This is a genomic window from Agrobacterium albertimagni AOL15 (assembly GCF_000300855.1).
Taxonomy (GTDB): domain Bacteria; phylum Pseudomonadota; class Alphaproteobacteria; order Rhizobiales; family Rhizobiaceae; genus Allorhizobium; species Allorhizobium albertimagni.
In genome coordinates, this window is sequence record NZ_ALJF01000014.1 from 17,746 (window position 1) to 34,386 (window position 16,641).

Here is a 16,641-nt window from a genome sequence, read left to right on the forward strand (position 1 = left end):
TTAGATATCAGTTGCGGCCGACGGTGACCTTGATCATGCGATCGGGATCGGTCACTTCGCCATTGCCGCCTTCGCCGCGCTTGATCTTGTCGACATATTCCATGCCGGCCACGACCTTGCCGACAACCGTGTACTGGCCATTCAGGAAGCCGCCTTCGGCGAACATGATGAAGAACTGCGAATTGGCAGAGTTCGGGTCCTGGCTGCGTGCCATGCCGACGGTGCCGCGCTCGAAGGGAACGCTCGAGAATTCAGCCTCGATGTCGGGCAGGCTCGAACCGCCGGTACCGGCACGACCCGGCTCGAAGCCGTTTTCCATGTCGCCGAACTGCACGTCACCGGTCTGGGCCATGAAGCCTTCGATCACGCGGTGAAAGGCGACATTGTCGTATTCGCCCTTGGAAGCGAGTTCCTTGATCTGTGCGACATGCTTCGGTGCAACGTCAGGCATCAGCTGGATCACGACCGGGCCGTCCTTCAGCTGGATGGTCAGGAAGTCCTCGTTGGACTGGGCCTGGGCGGAGCCGAAGCCGGCGACAGCCAGGAGGAATGCGGTTGCGAGTTGGACGAGCTTCATGATCACTCCCGTTCTGAAAATTGCGGCTCAGCGGCCGTATCTGGAATTGAGGGCGGCAAGCACCGGCGCGGGTACGAAGGCACCGACATCGCCACCCATGGCGGCGATCTGGCGAACCAATGTGGCCGTTATGGGCCGCGAGCCGGTGGCTGCCGGCAAGAAGATGGTCTGCACCTCCGGCGCCATGGTCGCATTCATGCCGGCAAGCTGCATTTCGTAGTCAAAATCGGTCCCGTCGCGCAGGCCGCGCACCATGATGCGCGCGCCATGCCGGCGGGCCGCATCGACGGCGAGATCCGCAAAGGACACCACCTCGAGGTCCCCTGCCCTGTCAGGCAGAACCGCGGCCAGCGATTGACGTATCAGATGGGCGCGCTCTTCATAGGCGAACAGCGGTGTCTTTCCCGGATGCGTCCCGATCGCGACCACCAGACGATCGGCGATGTTCAACGCCTGAACGAGTACGTCCAGGTGGCCGTTGGTCATCGGATCGAAAGAGCCAGGATAAAATGCGGTCGCCATGAGAACCCGTCTGTTGGTTTCGCCCGCCTTTTGTCACGGAAGCCGGCTGATCGCAAGCACTCTCAGAGCGGGCCTTTGTCACGCCTTAATCGACCCGGGCACCCGGCCAGACCGCTGAACCGCAGATGAACGCGCCATTCAAGGGCGCTTCAGTCCAATCGCGATAGCTTTGTATCGTCAACCAAACCGAGACAGACCAAGGACGTTCCCATGCTCGCTCTTCTGATCGCTTCCGCCATCGCTGCGTCTCTGCTTATCGAACTTGGACTGATGGTTGCGCGGGACTGGATGGAGCAGTCGCCGCTGGACTGCGAAGATGAACGCCAGATGAACAGCACGTTCAAGAGGACTTCAGGCATCGCCCGGTAAACCTCTTCCTACACTGTGCGGGAACTATTTCCGCACGCAAGCATTTTACGGCAGCGAATGCCGGCATTCAAAGGACTAAAGCAATGCATGACAAGGTTACCCTGATCAACCTCGTATGGATGATGATGATGACTGCCATGGTTGCCACCTCTGCAACCTTTTACGTCAAGGACAGCAGTGACGCTGCATTCTACGGCCCCCCGATGACGGCCCGTTACCATAGCTTCGGCCATTAATCGGAAGTGAGTTTTCGCCGCTAGAAACGCAACGCCACGCTGAGAAAGAAAGGAATGACATGTTTATCACCCTGTCCGTTCTGGCTGCTTTGATCAGCGGCATGTTCGTAGCCTCGGTCGCCTCGGCGATCACGGCACTGAAGCGCGAAAACGACGATTTCCGGGCCATGATGGAGCGCCGCAAGGCATTCTGAGACCGATCCCAAGCGGTCACAGTCGGTGGATCCACACGCCGGCCCAAAAATAAGACCGCATCGAACTTGATGCAGACCTCCAGCAAAAAGCCCGCTCGGATCCAAGATCCGGCGGGCTTTTCGTTTGACACTCTACAAATGGAGAGACCGGCCCTTTAGGGCCGGTTCCACATCATTCCGTCGGGGTCTCGCCACCGCCTTCGCCATCAGCAACATCAGCCGGAGCGACAGTCGCCTCGCCATCGATCTCGACGTTCTCGGCGGCTTCCGCAACCTCGTCGTCGCTTTCCGGTTCGGTAATGCGCTCGACCGAAACAACCTTCTCATCCTTGGCGGTCGAGAAGATCGTCACGCCCTTGGTGGCGCGGCTGGCGATGCGGATGCCATTGACCGGCACGCGGATCAGCTGTCCGCCATCCGAGACGAGCATAAGCTGGTCGGTTTCCTCGACCGGGAAGGCCGCAACCAATTCGCCGATCTCCGCAGTCTTCGACGTGTCGGTGGCGCGGATGCCCTTGCCGCCGCGGCCGGAGGTGCGGAAATCGTAGGACGATGAGCGCTTGCCGAAGCCCTTCTCCGAGACCGTGAGCACGAACTGCTCGCGGGCCTTGAGCTCCTGATAGCGCTCTTCCGAAAGTTCGCCCTCGGCACCGACTTCTTCGCCAACCAGAGCGATATCGTCCTCGTCGACGCCCATGGCGCGACGCTCGGCGGCAGAGCGCTTGAGATAGGCCGCACGCTGCCATGGTTCCGCATCGACATGGGCCAAGATGGTCATCGAGATCAGACGGTCGCCGTCGGCCAGCGTCAGGCCGCGCACACCGATCGAATTGCGGCCGGCAAAGACACGCACTTCATCGACCGGGAAGCGGATTGCCTGACCAAGCGCCGTCGTCAGCAGCACGTCATCATGTTCGGTGCAGGTCTCGACGCCGAGGATCTGGTCGCCCTCCTCCTCAAGCTTCATGGCGATCTTGCCGTTGCGGTTGACCTGGATGAAGTCCGAGAGCTTGTTGCGGCGAACCGTGCCACGGGTCGTCGAGAACATGACGTCGAGGTTGCCCCAGCTCGCCTCGTCCTCGGGCAGCGGCATGATCGAGGTGATGCGCTCGCCGGGCTCCAGCGGGAACATGTTGATCATGGCCTTGCCACGCGACGTCGGAGTGCCGATCGGCAGGCGCCAGACCTTTTCCTTGTAGACGATGCCGCGCGACGAGAAGAACAGAACCGGCGTATGGGTGTTGGCGACGAACAGGCGGGTCGCGAAATCCTCGTCCTTCATCGCCATGCCGGAGCGACCCTTGCCGCCGCGGCGCTGGGCACGGTAGGTGGTGAGCGGCACGCGCTTGATGTAGCCGGCATGCGAAACGGTGACCACCATCTCTTCACGGGCGATCAGATCCTCGTCGTCCATATCGGGACCGCCATCGACGATCTGGGTGCGGCGCGGCGTGCCGAACTCGTCGCGGATCGCGGCGAATTCATCCTTGATGATCTGCTGGATGCGAACGCGCGACGACAGGATGTCGAGATAATCCGAAATCTCCGCGCCGATCTTGTTCAGCTCTTCATCGATCTCGTCGCGTCCGAGTGCCGTCAGGCGCGCGAGACGCAGTTCGAGGATGGCGCGGGCCTGCTCTTCCGAGAGATTGTAGGTCAGGTCCTCGTTGATCCGGTGACGCGGATCGTCGATCAGGCGGATCAGCGATTCGACATCATGGGCCGGCCAGCGGCGGGTCATCAGCTGTTCGCGCGCGGTTGCCGGATCCGGCGCCTTGCGGATCAGCGCAATGACTTCGTCAATATTGGCGACGGCGATCGCGAGACCGACCAAGACATGGGCGCGGTCACGCGCCTTGCGCAGCAGATACTTGGTGCGGCGGCTGACGACTTCCTCGCGGAAATTGACGAAGGCCCTGAGCATGTCGAGCAGGGTCAGCTGCTCCGGCTTGCCGCCGTTCAGCGCCACCATGTTGCAGCCGAAAGAGGTCTGCAGCGGGGTGTAACGATAGAGCTGGTTCAGGATGACATCGGCATTGGCGTCGCGCTTCAACTCGATGACGACGCGGTAGCCGTCGCGGTCGGATTCGTCGCGGAGGTCCGAGATGCCCTCGATGCGCTTTTCGCGCACGAGTTCGGCCATCTTCTCGATCATCGTCGACTTGTTCACCTGGTAGGGGATCTCGGTGATGATGATCTGCTCGCGGTCGCCGCGCATAGGCTCGACGCGGGCGACGCCGCGCTGGACCACGGAACCGCGACCCGTCTCATAGGCCGAGCGTATGCCCGAACGGCCGAGAATCATGGATCCGGTCGGGAAGTCGGGACCCGGAATGATCTGCATCAGTTCCGGCAGCTCGATCGCCGGATTGTCGATCAGCGCCGTGCAGCCGTCGAGAACCTCAACCAGGTTGTGCGGCGGGATATTGGTCGCCATGCCGACGGCGATACCGCCCGCACCATTGACCAGAAGGTTCGGGAACTTCGCGGGAACGACGACCGGCTCCGACATCGTGCCGTCATAGTTGTCGCGGAAATCGACCGTTTCCTTGTCGAGGTCGTCGAGCAGCGCGTGCGAGACCTTCTGAAGGCGGCATTCCGTGTAACGCTGGGCAGCCGGCGGGTCGCCATCGACAGAGCCGAAATTGCCCTGGCCGTCGATGAGCGGCATGCGCAGCGACCAGGGCTGCGCCATGCGGGCCAGCGCGTCGTAGATCGCGGAGTCGCCATGCGGGTGATACTTACCCATGACGTCACCGGTGACGCGGGCGCTCTTGACGTATTTCTTGTTCCAGTCGAGGCCGAGCTCGTTCATGCCGTAAAGGATGCGGCGATGCACCGGCTTCAGGCCGTCGCGCACGTCAGGCAGCGCGCGGCTCACGATGACGCTCATCGCGTAATCGAGATACGACCGCTGCATTTCCTCCATGATGGAAATCGGCTGGATGTCAGACGGAAACTTGCCGCCGCCGGGAGTGCTTTGCTCAGTCAAATCAGGTCACGATCTCTGTTCGGAATCACTGGGAAATCTATAGCGGAACATACGCGAAAGCGCCAATTTCGAGCCCGGTTATAAACAGGCTTTTGCGGCTGCGGAAAGGCATTTTCCTCAATATCTTGGGTGCGCCGCTTGCAAGCCTACCAGCGCTTCGGCTTTATGGGCGCTCGAACAGGAGAATGACACGCCATGGCCATGACAGAAACGATGATCAGCGCCTTTACCACCCTGCTGGTCACCGTCGACCCGCCAGGGCTTGCCCCTCTCTTCCTCGGCCTCACCCAGGGCATGACCCGCGCCCAGCGCCAGCAAGTGGCCTTGCGTGGCTCGGTGATGGGCTTTGCCATTCTGACGGTGTTTGCGCTGTTCGGCGCCAGCATCCTCAGCGCGCTCGGCATTTCCATGGGCGCCTTTCGCATCGCGGGTGGCCTGATGCTGTTTGCCATCGCCTTCGAGATGATTTTCGAAAAGCGCAACGAGCGGAAGGAAAAGACGACCGGTGACGCGATCACCAAGGATCACATCCACAACCTCGCCGTCTTCCCGCTCGCCATTCCCTTGATCGCCGGCCCCGGAGCCATATCGGCGACGGTGCTGATCTCGGGAACCGTTGAGGGCTGGCTCGGTAAGCTGCAGCTGATTGCCGTCATCGCCGTGGTGCTCGGCCTCGTCTTGGTCTCGCTCTACCTTGCCGAACGGCTCAACAAGTTCCTCGGCGTGACTGGTCGCGCGCTGCTGACGCGCCTGCTTGGCGTCCTGCTGGCGGCCCTTTCGGTCCAATTCGTCGTCGACGGTATCAAGTCCGCCTTCGCCGGCTGACGTGCCCGACAGGCAATTCGCCAATTGCCGAACTCACTTCCGGAAAAGAACTGAAAACCAGCATCAACCGCAAACGATTATGGGGGCCGTAGCCCCCATTTTTCATCAAGTCCGGTATGGTTCTCAGAACGGAATGTCGTCGTCCAGGTCACGCGAGAAGCCGCCGGAAGGAGCGCTGCCGCCACGGCTTGCGCCGCCCGACGCGCCGCCACGCGAAGGCGCCGGCGAACCGTAACCGCCGTCATAACCACCACCGCCGCCACCGTAGTCGGCACCGCCGAAGTCATTGCCGCCACGCGAAGCGCCGCCGCCATCACCGCGACCGCCGAGCATGGTCAGATTGCCGTTGAAGCCCTGCAGAACGACTTCCGTCGAATAACGGTCGGCGCCGCTCTGATCCTGCCACTTGCGGGTCTGGAGCTGGCCCTCGATGTAAACGGTCGAGCCCTTCTTCAGATACTGTTCGGCGACCTTGCAGAGACCTTCGTTGAAGATCACGACCGAATGCCATTCGGTCTTTTCCTTGCGTTCGCCGCTGTTCTTGTCGCGCCAGGTTTCCGACGTCGCAATACGCAGGTTGGCGATCGGCCGGCCGTCCTGGGTCCGGCGAATTTCGGGATCGGCACCGAGATTGCCGATCAGAATGACCTTGTTGACGCTACCAGCCATGACACTCACCTTACTGCCGCGCCGCCGCGGCGTTCAAAATCCAATCAAATGCCACCTTATCCCATCCGCTGCAGCGAGTGGGTGGTGACGGGCTTAAATCCACAGCGAAAATGTTCTTTATTTGTTCTAGTATTTCTCTATGATCCTGTCAACAGAATCGAAATTCCGCAGCCGTTGCGCCTTGTGCCTCGACTCAACGGCGCCGTTGCCTACATAAGGACAGTTCTCCCAAGGACAGTCCCCTTCCCTTTGCCGATCAGAGCCTGACATGAGCGAACTCAAGACCATTTCCATCCGTGGTGCGCGCGAGCACAATCTGAAGGGCATCGACCTCGATCTGCCGCGTAACAGCCTGATCGTGATGACCGGGCTTTCCGGCTCCGGCAAGTCGTCGCTCGCCTTCGACACGATCTATGCCGAGGGGCAGCGCCGCTACGTCGAGAGCCTTTCGGCCTATGCCCGCCAGTTCCTCGAGATGATGCAGAAGCCAGACGTCGACCAGATCGAGGGTCTGTCGCCTGCGATCTCGATCGAGCAGAAGACGACCTCGCGCAACCCGCGCTCGACGGTCGGCACGGTCACCGAGATCTACGACTATATGCGCCTGCTCTTTGCCCGCGTCGGTGTGCCCTATTCGCCGGCTACCGGCCTTCCGATCGAGAGCCAGACGGTCAGCCAGATGGTCGACCGGATCCTCGCCTATGAGGAAGGCACCCGTCTCTACATCCTTGCGCCGATGATCCGCGGCCGCAAGGGCGAGTACAAGAAGGAACTCGCCGAGCTGATGAAGAAGGGCTTTCAGCGCGTCAAAATCGACGGGCAGTTCTACGAAATCGCCGAGGCCCCGACGCTCGACAAGAAGTACAAGCACGATATCGACGTGGTGGTCGATCGCGTGGTTGTCCGGCCTGACATCGCGAGCCGCCTGGCTGACAGTCTCGAAACCTGCCTTCGGCTCGCCGACGGGCTGGCGGTCGCGGAATTTGCAGACAAGCCGCTGCCGCCAGAGGAAACATCTGCCGGCGGCTCCGCCAACAAGTCGCTGAACGAAACGCATGAACGCGTGCTGTTCTCGGAGAAATTCGCCTGCCCGGTCTCCGGCTTCACCATTCCGGAAATCGAGCCGCGGCTCTTCTCCTTCAACAATCCCTTCGGCGCCTGCCCGACCTGCGATGGCCTTGGTTCGCAGCAGAAGATTGATGAAGCGCTGATCGTTCCGGAAGTGCATCGCAAGCTGAATGACGGGGCGATTGCGCCCTGGGCCAAGTCGAGCTCCCCTTATTACAACCAGACGCTGGAAGCGCTGGGCAAGGCCTTCGGCTTCAAGCTGACGGCGAAGTGGTCGGACCTCTCTGACGCCGCGCAGAAGGCAATTTTGCACGGCACCGAGGAGAAGATCGACTTCCATTACGCCGACGGCGCACGCTCCTACACCACGACCAAGACCTTCGAGGGCATCGTGCCGAACCTCGAGCGGCGCTGGAAGGAGACCGACAGCGCCTGGGCGCGCGAGGAAATCGAGCGCTTCATGTCGGCCGCTCCCTGCCCGGCCTGCAATGGCTTCCGCCTGAAACCCGAAGCGCTCGCCGTCAAGATCAATGGCCTGCATATCGGCCAGGTGACGAACATGGCGATCCGCAATGCCGGCTCCTGGTTCGAGGACCTGCCGGCGAAGCTGACCGACAAGCAGAACGAGATCGCCGTGCGCGTACTCAAGGAAATCCGCGAGCGCCTGCGCTTCCTCAACGATGTCGGCCTCGACTATCTCTCCATGTCGCGAAATTCCGGCACACTGTCTGGCGGCGAAAGCCAGCGCATTCGTCTGGCGTCGCAGATCGGCTCCGGCCTGACGGGTGTTCTCTATGTGCTGGACGAGCCGTCGATCGGCCTGCACCAGCGCGATAATGCGCGGCTCCTAGACACGCTGAAACATCTGCGCGACATCGGCAACACCGTGATCGTCGTCGAGCATGACGAGGATGCGATACTGACCGCCGATTACGTCGTCGATATCGGCCCGGCGGCTGGCATCCATGGCGGCCAGGTGATCGCGCAGGGCTCGCCGCAGGACGTGATGGCCAATCCGAAATCCCTGACGGGCAAGTACCTGACCGGCGAGATGGGTGTGAGTGTCCCAGCCCAGCGGCGCAAGCCGAAGAAGGGCCAGCAGATCAAGGTGGTCGGCGCCAAGGGCAACAACCTCAAGAACGTCACCGCCTCGATCCCGCTCGGCGTATTCACGGCAGTCACCGGCGTGTCGGGTGGCGGCAAGTCGACCTTCCTGATCGAGACGCTCTACAAGGCGGCGGCCCGCCGTGTCATGGGTGCGCGCGAAAATCCTGCAGAGCACGAGCGGATCGACGGGTTCGAATTCATCGACAAGGTCATCGACATTGACCAGTCACCGATCGGGCGCACACCGCGCTCCAATCCGGCGACCTATACCGGTGCCTTCACGCCAATCCGCGACTGGTTTACTGGCCTGCCGGAGGCCAAGGCACGCGGCTACCAGGCCGGGCGCTTCTCGTTCAACGTCAAGGGCGGCCGCTGCGAGGCCTGCCAGGGCGATGGCGTGATCAAGATCGAGATGCACTTCCTGCCCGACGTCTATGTCACTTGTGACGTCTGCCACGGCAAGCGCTATAACAGAGAGACGCTTGACGTCACCTTCAAGGGCAAGTCGATCGCCGACGTGCTCGACATGACGGTCGAGGAAGGTGTCGAGTTCTTCCAGGCGGTGCCGGCGGTGCGTGACAAGCTGCAGGCGCTTTACGATGTCGGTCTCGGCTATATCAAGGTCGGCCAGCAGGCGAACACGCTGTCGGGCGGCGAGGCGCAGCGCGTCAAGCTCGCCAAGGAGCTGTCGAAGCGCTCGACCGGCCGCACGCTCTACATCCTCGACGAACCGACCACCGGTCTGCATTTCCACGATGTCGCCAAGCTTCTGGAAATGCTGCAGGAACTGGTGAACCAGGGGAATTCCGTTGTCGTCATCGAGCATAATCTCGAGGTCATCAAGACCGCCGACTATATCATCGACTTCGGTCCTGAAGGTGGCGATGGCGGCGGCCAGATCGTCGCCCAGGGCACGCCCGAAGAGGTGGTGAAGGTCGAGTCGTCCTATACGGGGCAATTCCTCAAGGAGCTGCTGGAGCGGCGCCCGATGAAGAAGGTGCAGGCGGCGGAGTGATCCGCCGGAGCCTACCAGAGGCGTTGAACGCCGAAGGTGTCGAAGGCAGGGTCGATAGTCAGCATAGCGAGGTTTTCGAGCTTCGCTTGTGCGGCCAGAATTCGGTCGAAAGGATCTTTATGGCCGGACGGAATCTGGCCGGCGAGAAGTGCATGAGAGGACGTGACGGCGAGTTTTTCGAAGCCGGCGTCACCTAAAACGGCATCGAAGCTTTCGATGATTTCGCCCGCCATTTCAAGTTTACCGATCCGGAACTTGTTGGCGATTTCGAACGCCGTGACGGAACTGACGCAGCGGCGTGTGCTGGGTCATCTATCGCCGTCTTGGCTGCGGCGCTCAATCTCGGATCTGCGGTAACCCACCAGAGAAATGCGTGGGTATCGAGGAGAATACTCATTGGCCGTTGTCGCCCGGAAATGAGTATTTGCCCTCCCAAGCTTGCAGCTCGTCTTCGGACATAGGCTCAAGAAAGAGATTTGTGGGGAGCTTGTCGCGCAGATGGGCGAACCGACCATAGCCTCGTACTGGTTGCTTCTGCTTGTCGAAGGGCACCAGTCTCGCAATCGGCTCATCGCCGCGTGCGATCACGATTTCCTCGCCGGCCTCGACGCGGGCGAGGAGTTTGGAGAGTTCCGTTTTCGCCTTGTGGATGGTGACAACCGTCATCTTTCGCTCCGCAATCTCGAATTACAATATTAGCTAATCGCCTAGCTAACTTCAATGGGAGGCATTCCATGACCAAGTCAGGTACGATCCGCACGGGCATCGGTGGCTGGACCTTCGATCCCTGGGACGACAGCTTTTACCCCTCCGACCTGCCGAAGAAGCGACAGCTCGACTATGCCAGCCGTCAGCTGACCGCGATTGAGGTCAATGGCACCTACTATTCCAGCCAGAAGCCGGCGACCTTCGCCAAATGGGCATCGGAGGTACCGGATGGTTTCGTCTTTTCGCTGAAAGCGAGCCGCTATTGCACCAACCGTAAGGTGCTGGCCGAGGCCGGTCCGTCGATCGAGAAATTCGTGAACCAGGGCATTGCGGAACTCGGGGATCATCTGGGGCCGATCCTCTGGCAGTTCATGGCTACCAAGAAGTTCGAGCCCGAGGATTTCGCGGCATTTCTGACCCTTCTGCCGAAGACCCTGGAGGGCCGCCCCCTTACCCATGTCGTCGAGCCGCGTCATGCCTCCTTCCAGGTACCGCAATTCATCGAGATGCTGGGGCGCCATGGCGTGGCCGCCGTCTGCGCCGATCATCACGACTATCCGATGTTCGCCGATCCGACCGCCGATTTCATCTATGCACGGCTGCAAAAGGGCACGGACGAGACCCCGACCTGTTACCCGCCGGCGGAACTCGATGCCTGGGCCGAACGGCTGAAGACCTACGCGGCAGGCGGTGTTCCCGACGATCTCCCGCTGATTGCGAAAAACCAGAAGTCAGAGCAAAAACCTCGCGACGTCTTTGCCTTCTTCATCTCCGGCGGCAAGGTGAATGCACCCCGCGGGGCGATGGAACTGCAAGAGAAGCTCGGTTGAGCGCTCCGGCCGACTGACAGTCATCAATTTGTGACAATGGCGAATTTGGACTAGGCTCGGTCGCAGAGTCGCGGACGAGACCGCGACCTCGGCCGGCATGCTTCCCGTTTTGGACGTGCATGTCCACCATTTCGAATTTTCGGGGCACTTTCATGTCGGGCATTGCCGTCTTTATTCATCTCGCCGGCGCCGTTGCGCTGCTTCTCTGGGCGACCCGCATGGTGCGCACCGGGATCGAGCGCGCCTATGGCGGCGTTTTGAAGGACAAGCTCCGTCATGCCGTCGGCAACCGCTTTTCGGCTGCCTTCGCAGGCTTCCTGTTCGCGGTGGCGCTGCAAAGTGCAACCGCCGTCGCCCTGATCGTGTCGTCCTTCTCGGCAGCAGGTTATGTGCTGCCGGCCATCGGTGTGGCGACCCTGCTTGGTGCCGACTTCGGCTCGGCCTTTGTCGTGCGTATCCTGCGCTACGATCTCTCGCTTCTCGTTCCGGTGCTGCTTCTCGCGGGCACCGTCGCTTTCCGAACATCCGAGGCGCGTGGCTGGCGCCAGATCGGCCGCATCCTGTTTGGCCTTGGCCTCCTCCTCTTATCGCTGCGTCTGATTGGCGAGGCGTCGGAGCCGCTGCGCGAGAGCCGGATCCTGCCCGTTCTCTTCAACTATCTCGCCAGCGACTGGATCAGCGCCTTTGCGCTCGCGGCCCTGCTCGCCTGGGCCTTCCATTCCAGCGTTGCCGCCGTCCTCCTGGTCGCTTCGCTCGCCGACCAGCATCTCTTGCCGGATGCGCTGATCATTCCGCTGGTGCTTGGCATCAATTTCGGCGCCGCCATCATCGCTGCACTGCTGACCAAGAATGCTGCGCCGAACGCCCGCATCGTGCCTCTCGGCAATGTCGTGATCCGTGGGATGATGACTTTGATCGCGCTCGCGGCCCAGTTTGTGTTTGCGATCAGTCCGACAGTCTTTGCCGCCCTTCCCGGGGATGCCGTCGTCATGGTGCATCTGGCGATGAACGGCGCTGTTCTGGTGCTCGGTCTGCCCTTTGCCGGTCTTGTGGCTGGCCTCCTCGAGCGCATGCTCGCCCGAAGCGAAGAACGGCCGGCCAATGACGATCGCCTTTCTGCCCTGAACGTCATGGATCTCGGCAATCCGCAGCAGGCAATCTCCAATGCGACCCGCGAGGTTCTGGCCGTCTGCGACAAGACCGAAGTCATGCTGGACGGTATTTTCGATCTCTTCGAGCATTGGGATCCAAAGAAGATGGAGCGGATCGAAACGCTCGACGACCAGATCGACACGATCCATCGCGACATCAAATTCTACCTCGCCCGCATCTCCGCAACGGCACTCGACCAGACCTCGGCCGCGCAATGCCAGAACCTCCTGGGCGCGACGATCAAGATCGAGCAGGCAGCCGACATCATCTCGCAGAACATGCTGACCCGCGCCCGCAAGAAGAAGGAGCGAAACGTCGCTTTCTCGGCCGAGGGCTGGGCAGAACTCTGCGCCATGCACAACGAGGTCGTGCAGAATGCGCATCTGGCCTTCAACCTTCTCGTCACCCGCGATCTCGAGCATGCCCGCCAGCTCGTTGCCCGTAAGGAAGCGATCCGCAACCTGGTGAAGATCAGTGAGGAGAGCCATCTTCAGCGCCTGCGTCAGGGCAATGCCGCAAGTTTCGAATCGAGTTCGCTGCATATCGACACCATGCGCGATCTGAAGGAGATCAACTCCCTCTTCGTTTCGATCGCCTATCCGCTGCTCGAGGGCGAAGGCATGTTGCGGCGCAGCCGCCTCATGCAGCCGGCCGAGCTCTGAGGTAGGGGTCCCAGACGGCTAATCCGGCTGGAGATGCGTGATCAGGTTTTCGGCCGTCAGCGTGCGGCCGGCACGGAGCGCCGCCTGACCATGCTGGTAGACAGCTGCACAGGCCGCCTCGAAAGCCGGCATCCCGTTTCCAAGCCTTGCGCCGATGATGCCGGCAAGGACGTCACCCGATCCTGCCGTCGCCAGCGTTGCCGGTGCCTTTTCCTCGATGGCCGCGCGCCCGTCTGGCGCCGCGATCACGGTATCCGCTCCCTTGTAGACGACAATGCCGCCTAGTGCACTGGCCGCCGCGAGTGCCTTTTCCACCTTGCCCAGGCTGCGGTCCGCCGCAATCTCCGGAAAAAGACGGGAAAATTCGCCCTCATGCGGCGTGACGACCAGCCTCGGCTCATCGCATTTGAAAATCGCATTCAGTCGCTCGGCGGCCCCCGTAAAGGCAGTGATGCCGTCGGCATCGAGTACAAGCTTGCGTCCGGCCTCGCCCATCATCTCCGCGAACGCGCGGGCGCGCTGCCGATCACCGAAACCCGGGCCAAGCACGAACGTGGTGCGGCGCGTGTCGGCCAGCCATTCCAACAAATCGTCCGCATCGTCGATCGCGCTCAGCATGACGGCCGTCAGGTGGGCGGCATTGGTCGCCAGCGCCTCCCGTGGCGACGCAAGCGTCACCAGTCCGGCACCTCCCCTCAAGGCAGCCTCCGCAGACAGGCGCCCTGCCCCGGTCGCCGTCTGCGGACCGGAGAACACCGTCACATGGCCCCGGCGGTACTTATGGTCTTGCGCCGAACTGTCCCGCGCATGCCCTGCCCAGATGGCCGGCCCGTTCACCCAGAGCGAACAAGCTTCAGCCTCGACGATCCGCCGGGGAATGCCAATGTCGAAAACCTCGAGGCTCCCGCAATGAAGTCGCCCGGGCAGCAGCACATGACCGGGCTTCCTGGTCATGAAAGTCACGCTGTGACTTGCCTCGAAGGCTTCGCCCCTGATCTCTCCCGTGGCCCCATCGATACCGGAGGGAAGGTCGACGGCCAGCACCGGCAGCCCCGCCTCGCGGATGGCCCGGATCAGTGCCTGTACGGCGCCTGGAAGATCACGTGTCAGGCCTGCACCGAACAGCGCATCGATGATCACCTCGCCCGCCTTCGGTTCGAACCTTTCGATCGCCATCACCGGAAGTGGACAAACGGTTTGCGCGCGCGCGGCATCTCCCTTGAGCGCCGCCGTCTCCACCAGACTGTAGACGCAGACCTCGGCGCCTGCCCGCGCCAGGGCTGACGCCGCGACATATCCGTCGCCGCCATTGTTCCCCGGCCCGCACAGGATCACGAAACGAAGAGCCCCAGGAAAGTGGCGAAGTGCCGCTGCCGCGACCGCCTCACCCGCACGCAACATCAACCCCAAGCTGTCGATCCCCGAGTTTGCGGCCGCCGCGTCGACGCGGGCCATGGCATCCGGTGGCAAGAGGATCTCGGGGTGGAGCTGGGTGATGAGGCGGGTCATGGGTCAAGGTTAGAGCACAATCCACGCCTTGCGCAACGCTGCACGATTTTAGGCAGAGAAGATTGATGTCTTTCTATGCAAATGCCTATTTTGAAGGCTTACGCATGAGAAATTGCGCAAAGAGGCCAGCGGCTTAGTGATTTCGCTGCGCCCGAAAAAAGATTGGCGAAAATCGATATTTTGCAGGAAACGGGCTGGCTTTTCCGGTCATTTTGCAGGAGATTTGCCCTGTCGGACGGAGGAGGCGTCGGTTTTCGCGCGATTTTCGCGAAAAACTGGCACATTCCCTGCATCCAGCCCGGCGGGCGGGGCTCATCCTGCTTTACTGAGGAAGCGGAGAGAAATTTTCTCATGAAAAAGATCGAAGCGATCATCAAGCCTTTCAAGCTCGACGAAGTGAAGGAAGCCCTTCAGGAAGTCGGCTTGCAGGGTATCACCGTGACGGAAGCCAAGGGTTTCGGTCGCCAGAAGGGCCATACCGAGCTCTATCGCGGCGCCGAATATGTCGTGGACTTCCTGCCCAAGGTGAAGGTCGAAGTTGTACTGGCCGACGAAAACGTGGAGGCCGTCATCGACGCCATCCGCAATGCAGCCCAGACGGGCCGCATCGGCGACGGCAAAATCTTCGTTTCGAACGTCGAAGAAGTCGTCCGCATTCGAACCGGCGAAACCGGTATCGACGCCATCTAATCGGACCCGACACCAAGGGAGGTTGGGTTTAAATCGTCAGCTCACGCGAGGAACATAAGAATATGACGACCGCAAACGATATCCTGAAACAGATCAAGGACAACGACATCAAGTTCGTCGACCTGCGCTTTACCGATCCGAAGGGCAAGCTGCAGCACGTCACGATGGACATTGCCTGCGTCGACGAAGACATGTTCGCCGATGGCGTCATGTTCGACGGTTCTTCGATTGCCGGCTGGAAGGCCATCAATGAGTCCGACATGGTGCTGATGCCGGACCCGGCGACCGTCCACATGGACCCCTTCTTCGCACAGTCGACGATGGTCATCCTCTGCGACATCCTCGATCCGGTTTCGGGCGAAGCCTATAACCGCGACCCGCGCGGCACAGCCAAGAAGGCCGAAGCCTATCTCAAGGCATCGGGCATTGGTGACACCGTGTTCGTCGGTCCGGAAGCCGAATTCTTCGTCTTCGACGACGTGAAGTACAAGGCCGACCCGTACAACACCGGCTTCAAGCTCGATTCGACCGAACTCCCGTCGAACGACGACACCGAATATGAAACCGGCAACCTCGGCCACCGTCCGCGCGTCAAGGGCGGCTATTTCCCGGTTCCACCGATCGACAGCCTGCAGGACATGCGCTCCGAAATGCTGACGGTCCTCGGCGAAATGGGCGTCGTCGTCGAAAAGCATCACCACGAAGTCGCAGCGGCCCAGCACGAGCTCGGCATCAAGTTCGACACCCTGGTGCGCAACGCCGACAAGATGCAGATCTACAAGTATGTCGTGCATCAGGTCGCCAATGCCTATGGCAAGACCGCGACCTTCATGCCGAAGCCGATCTTCGGCGATAACGGCTCGGGCATGCACGTGCACCAGTCGATCTGGAAGGATGGCAAGCCGACCTTCGCCGGCGACGAATATGCTGGCCTCTCCGAGAGCTGCCTCTACTACATCGGCGGCATCATCAAGCATGCCAAGGCACTCAATGCCTTCACCAATCCGTCGACCAACTCCTACAAGCGTCTGGTCCCGGGTTACGAAGCTCCGGTCCTGCTGGCCTATTCGGCCCGCAACCGCTCGGCGTCCTGCCGCATTCCCTTCGGCACCAACCCGAAGGCCAAGCGCGTCGAAGTCCGCTTCCCCGATCCGATGGCGAACCCCTACCTCGCCTTCGCTGCCATGCTGATGGCCGGCCTCGACGGCATCAAGAACAAGATCCATCCGGGCAAGGCCATGGACAAGGATCTCTACGACTTGCCGCCGAAGGAACTGAAGAAGATCCCGACGGTCTGCGCCAGCTTGCGTGAAGCGCTTGAAAGCCTCGACAAGGATCGCAAGTTCCTGACCGCCGGCGGCGTCTTCGACGACGATCAGATCGATTCGTTCATCGAACTGAAGATGCAGGAAGTCATGCGCTTTGAAATGACCCCGCATCCGGTCGAATACGACATGTACTACTCGGCCTGATCATCAGGTTTTGCCGATCAGAAGCGCCGGTGGAGAAATCCGCC

Annotated in this window: 16 protein-coding genes; 9 read left to right on the forward strand and 7 right to left on the reverse strand. The window is 61.1% G+C overall.

Translation table 11 applies throughout. From position 1 onward, the window contains the following. Nucleotides 1-7 precede the first annotated feature (7 nt). Together QWE_RS18540 and coaD are read right to left on the reverse strand one after the other, a co-directional pair. Entirely contained in the window at nucleotides 8-577 is a 570-nt protein-coding gene (locus tag QWE_RS18540) for a peptidylprolyl isomerase (RefSeq protein WP_006727705.1), read from the reverse strand. A 27-nt stretch (nucleotides 578-604) separates the two neighbouring features. Continuing rightward, nucleotides 605-1,099: a pantetheine-phosphate adenylyltransferase gene (gene coaD, locus QWE_RS18545; protein WP_006727706.1), complete on the reverse strand. Its 495-nt coding sequence runs from the start codon at nucleotides 1,097-1,099 to the stop codon at nucleotides 605-607. Between the two features lie 210 nt (nucleotides 1,100-1,309). Between coaD and QWE_RS25335 the strand changes: the two genes are divergently transcribed. The 3 genes from QWE_RS25335 (at nucleotide 1,310) to QWE_RS25945 (ending at nucleotide 1,898) form a co-directional block, all read left to right on the forward strand. Continuing rightward, nucleotides 1,310-1,468 carry a hypothetical protein gene (locus tag QWE_RS25335; protein WP_157790735.1) on the forward strand — a complete coding sequence of 53 codons (159 nt, stop codon included), beginning with the start codon at nucleotides 1,310-1,312 and terminating at the stop codon, nucleotides 1,466-1,468. 83 nt (nucleotides 1,469-1,551) lie between these two features. Then, nucleotides 1,552-1,704, forward strand: a complete 153-nt coding sequence (locus QWE_RS25340; protein ID WP_157790736.1) for a hypothetical protein — start codon at nucleotides 1,552-1,554, stop codon at nucleotides 1,702-1,704. Nucleotides 1,705-1,763: 59 nt separating this feature from the next. Further along, on the forward strand, nucleotides 1,764-1,898 hold the full coding sequence (locus tag QWE_RS25945) for a hypothetical protein (protein ID WP_006727707.1): 135 nt from the start codon (nucleotides 1,764-1,766) through the stop codon (nucleotides 1,896-1,898). A 172-nt stretch (nucleotides 1,899-2,070) separates the two neighbouring features. Here the strand turns inward: QWE_RS25945 and gyrA are convergent, their stop codons facing one another. Then, nucleotides 2,071-4,890: a DNA gyrase subunit A gene (gene gyrA, locus QWE_RS18550; protein WP_006727708.1), complete on the reverse strand. Its 2,820-nt coding sequence runs from the start codon at nucleotides 4,888-4,890 to the stop codon at nucleotides 2,071-2,073. Nucleotides 4,891-5,085: 195 nt separating this feature from the next. Between gyrA and QWE_RS18555 the strand changes: the two genes are divergently transcribed. Beyond that, nucleotides 5,086-5,715: a MarC family protein gene (locus tag QWE_RS18555; protein WP_006727709.1), complete on the forward strand. Its 630-nt coding sequence runs from the start codon at nucleotides 5,086-5,088 to the stop codon at nucleotides 5,713-5,715. 123 nt (nucleotides 5,716-5,838) lie between these two features. On the opposite strand, the gene QWE_RS18560 is transcribed toward QWE_RS18555, so the two are convergent. Next, the gene (locus QWE_RS18560) at nucleotides 5,839-6,384 is read right to left on the reverse strand and encodes a single-stranded DNA-binding protein (protein WP_006727710.1); all 546 of its coding nucleotides are present in this window, start codon (nucleotides 6,382-6,384) and stop codon (nucleotides 5,839-5,841) included. A 268-nt stretch (nucleotides 6,385-6,652) separates the two neighbouring features. On the opposite strand from QWE_RS18560, the gene uvrA reads away from it, so the two are divergent. Further along, the gene (gene uvrA, locus QWE_RS18565; protein WP_006727711.1) at nucleotides 6,653-9,574 is read left to right on the forward strand and encodes an excinuclease ABC subunit UvrA; all 2,922 of its coding nucleotides are present in this window, start codon (nucleotides 6,653-6,655) and stop codon (nucleotides 9,572-9,574) included. An 11-nt stretch (nucleotides 9,575-9,585) separates the two neighbouring features. Here the strand turns inward: uvrA and QWE_RS24830 are convergent, their stop codons facing one another. Further along, entirely contained in the window at nucleotides 9,586-9,840 is a 255-nt protein-coding gene (locus QWE_RS24830; RefSeq protein ID WP_202802996.1) for a PIN domain-containing protein, read from the reverse strand. A gap of 127 nt (nucleotides 9,841-9,967) precedes the next feature. Further along, nucleotides 9,968-10,240: a type II toxin-antitoxin system Phd/YefM family antitoxin gene (locus QWE_RS18575; RefSeq protein ID WP_006727713.1), complete on the reverse strand. Its 273-nt coding sequence runs from the start codon at nucleotides 10,238-10,240 to the stop codon at nucleotides 9,968-9,970. 68 nt (nucleotides 10,241-10,308) lie between these two features. Here QWE_RS18575 and QWE_RS18580 point away from each other — a divergent pair, with 68 nt between their 5' ends. Beyond that, a complete protein-coding gene (locus QWE_RS18580; protein WP_006727714.1) occupies nucleotides 10,309-11,112 on the forward strand; it encodes a DUF72 domain-containing protein in 804 nt (267 codons plus the stop codon). Between the two features lie 119 nt (nucleotides 11,113-11,231). Further along, nucleotides 11,232-12,926, forward strand: coding sequence for a Na/Pi cotransporter family protein (locus tag QWE_RS18585; RefSeq protein ID WP_006727715.1), 1,695 nt, complete (start codon nucleotides 11,232-11,234; stop codon nucleotides 12,924-12,926). Between the two features lie 18 nt (nucleotides 12,927-12,944). On the opposite strand, the gene QWE_RS18590 is transcribed toward QWE_RS18585, so the two are convergent. Next, nucleotides 12,945-14,435, reverse strand: coding sequence for an NAD(P)H-hydrate dehydratase (locus tag QWE_RS18590; protein WP_006727716.1), 1,491 nt, complete (start codon nucleotides 14,433-14,435; stop codon nucleotides 12,945-12,947). Between the two features lie 351 nt (nucleotides 14,436-14,786). Between QWE_RS18590 and QWE_RS18595 the strand changes: the two genes are divergently transcribed. Continuing rightward, on the forward strand, nucleotides 14,787-15,125 hold the full coding sequence (locus tag QWE_RS18595; protein ID WP_006727717.1) for a P-II family nitrogen regulator: 339 nt from the start codon (nucleotides 14,787-14,789) through the stop codon (nucleotides 15,123-15,125). Nucleotides 15,126-15,187: 62 nt separating this feature from the next. Continuing rightward, nucleotides 15,188-16,597 carry a type I glutamate--ammonia ligase gene (glnA, locus tag QWE_RS18600; RefSeq protein WP_006727718.1) on the forward strand — a complete coding sequence of 470 codons (1,410 nt, stop codon included), beginning with the start codon at nucleotides 15,188-15,190 and terminating at the stop codon, nucleotides 16,595-16,597. Nucleotides 16,598-16,641: the final 44 nt, after the last annotated feature.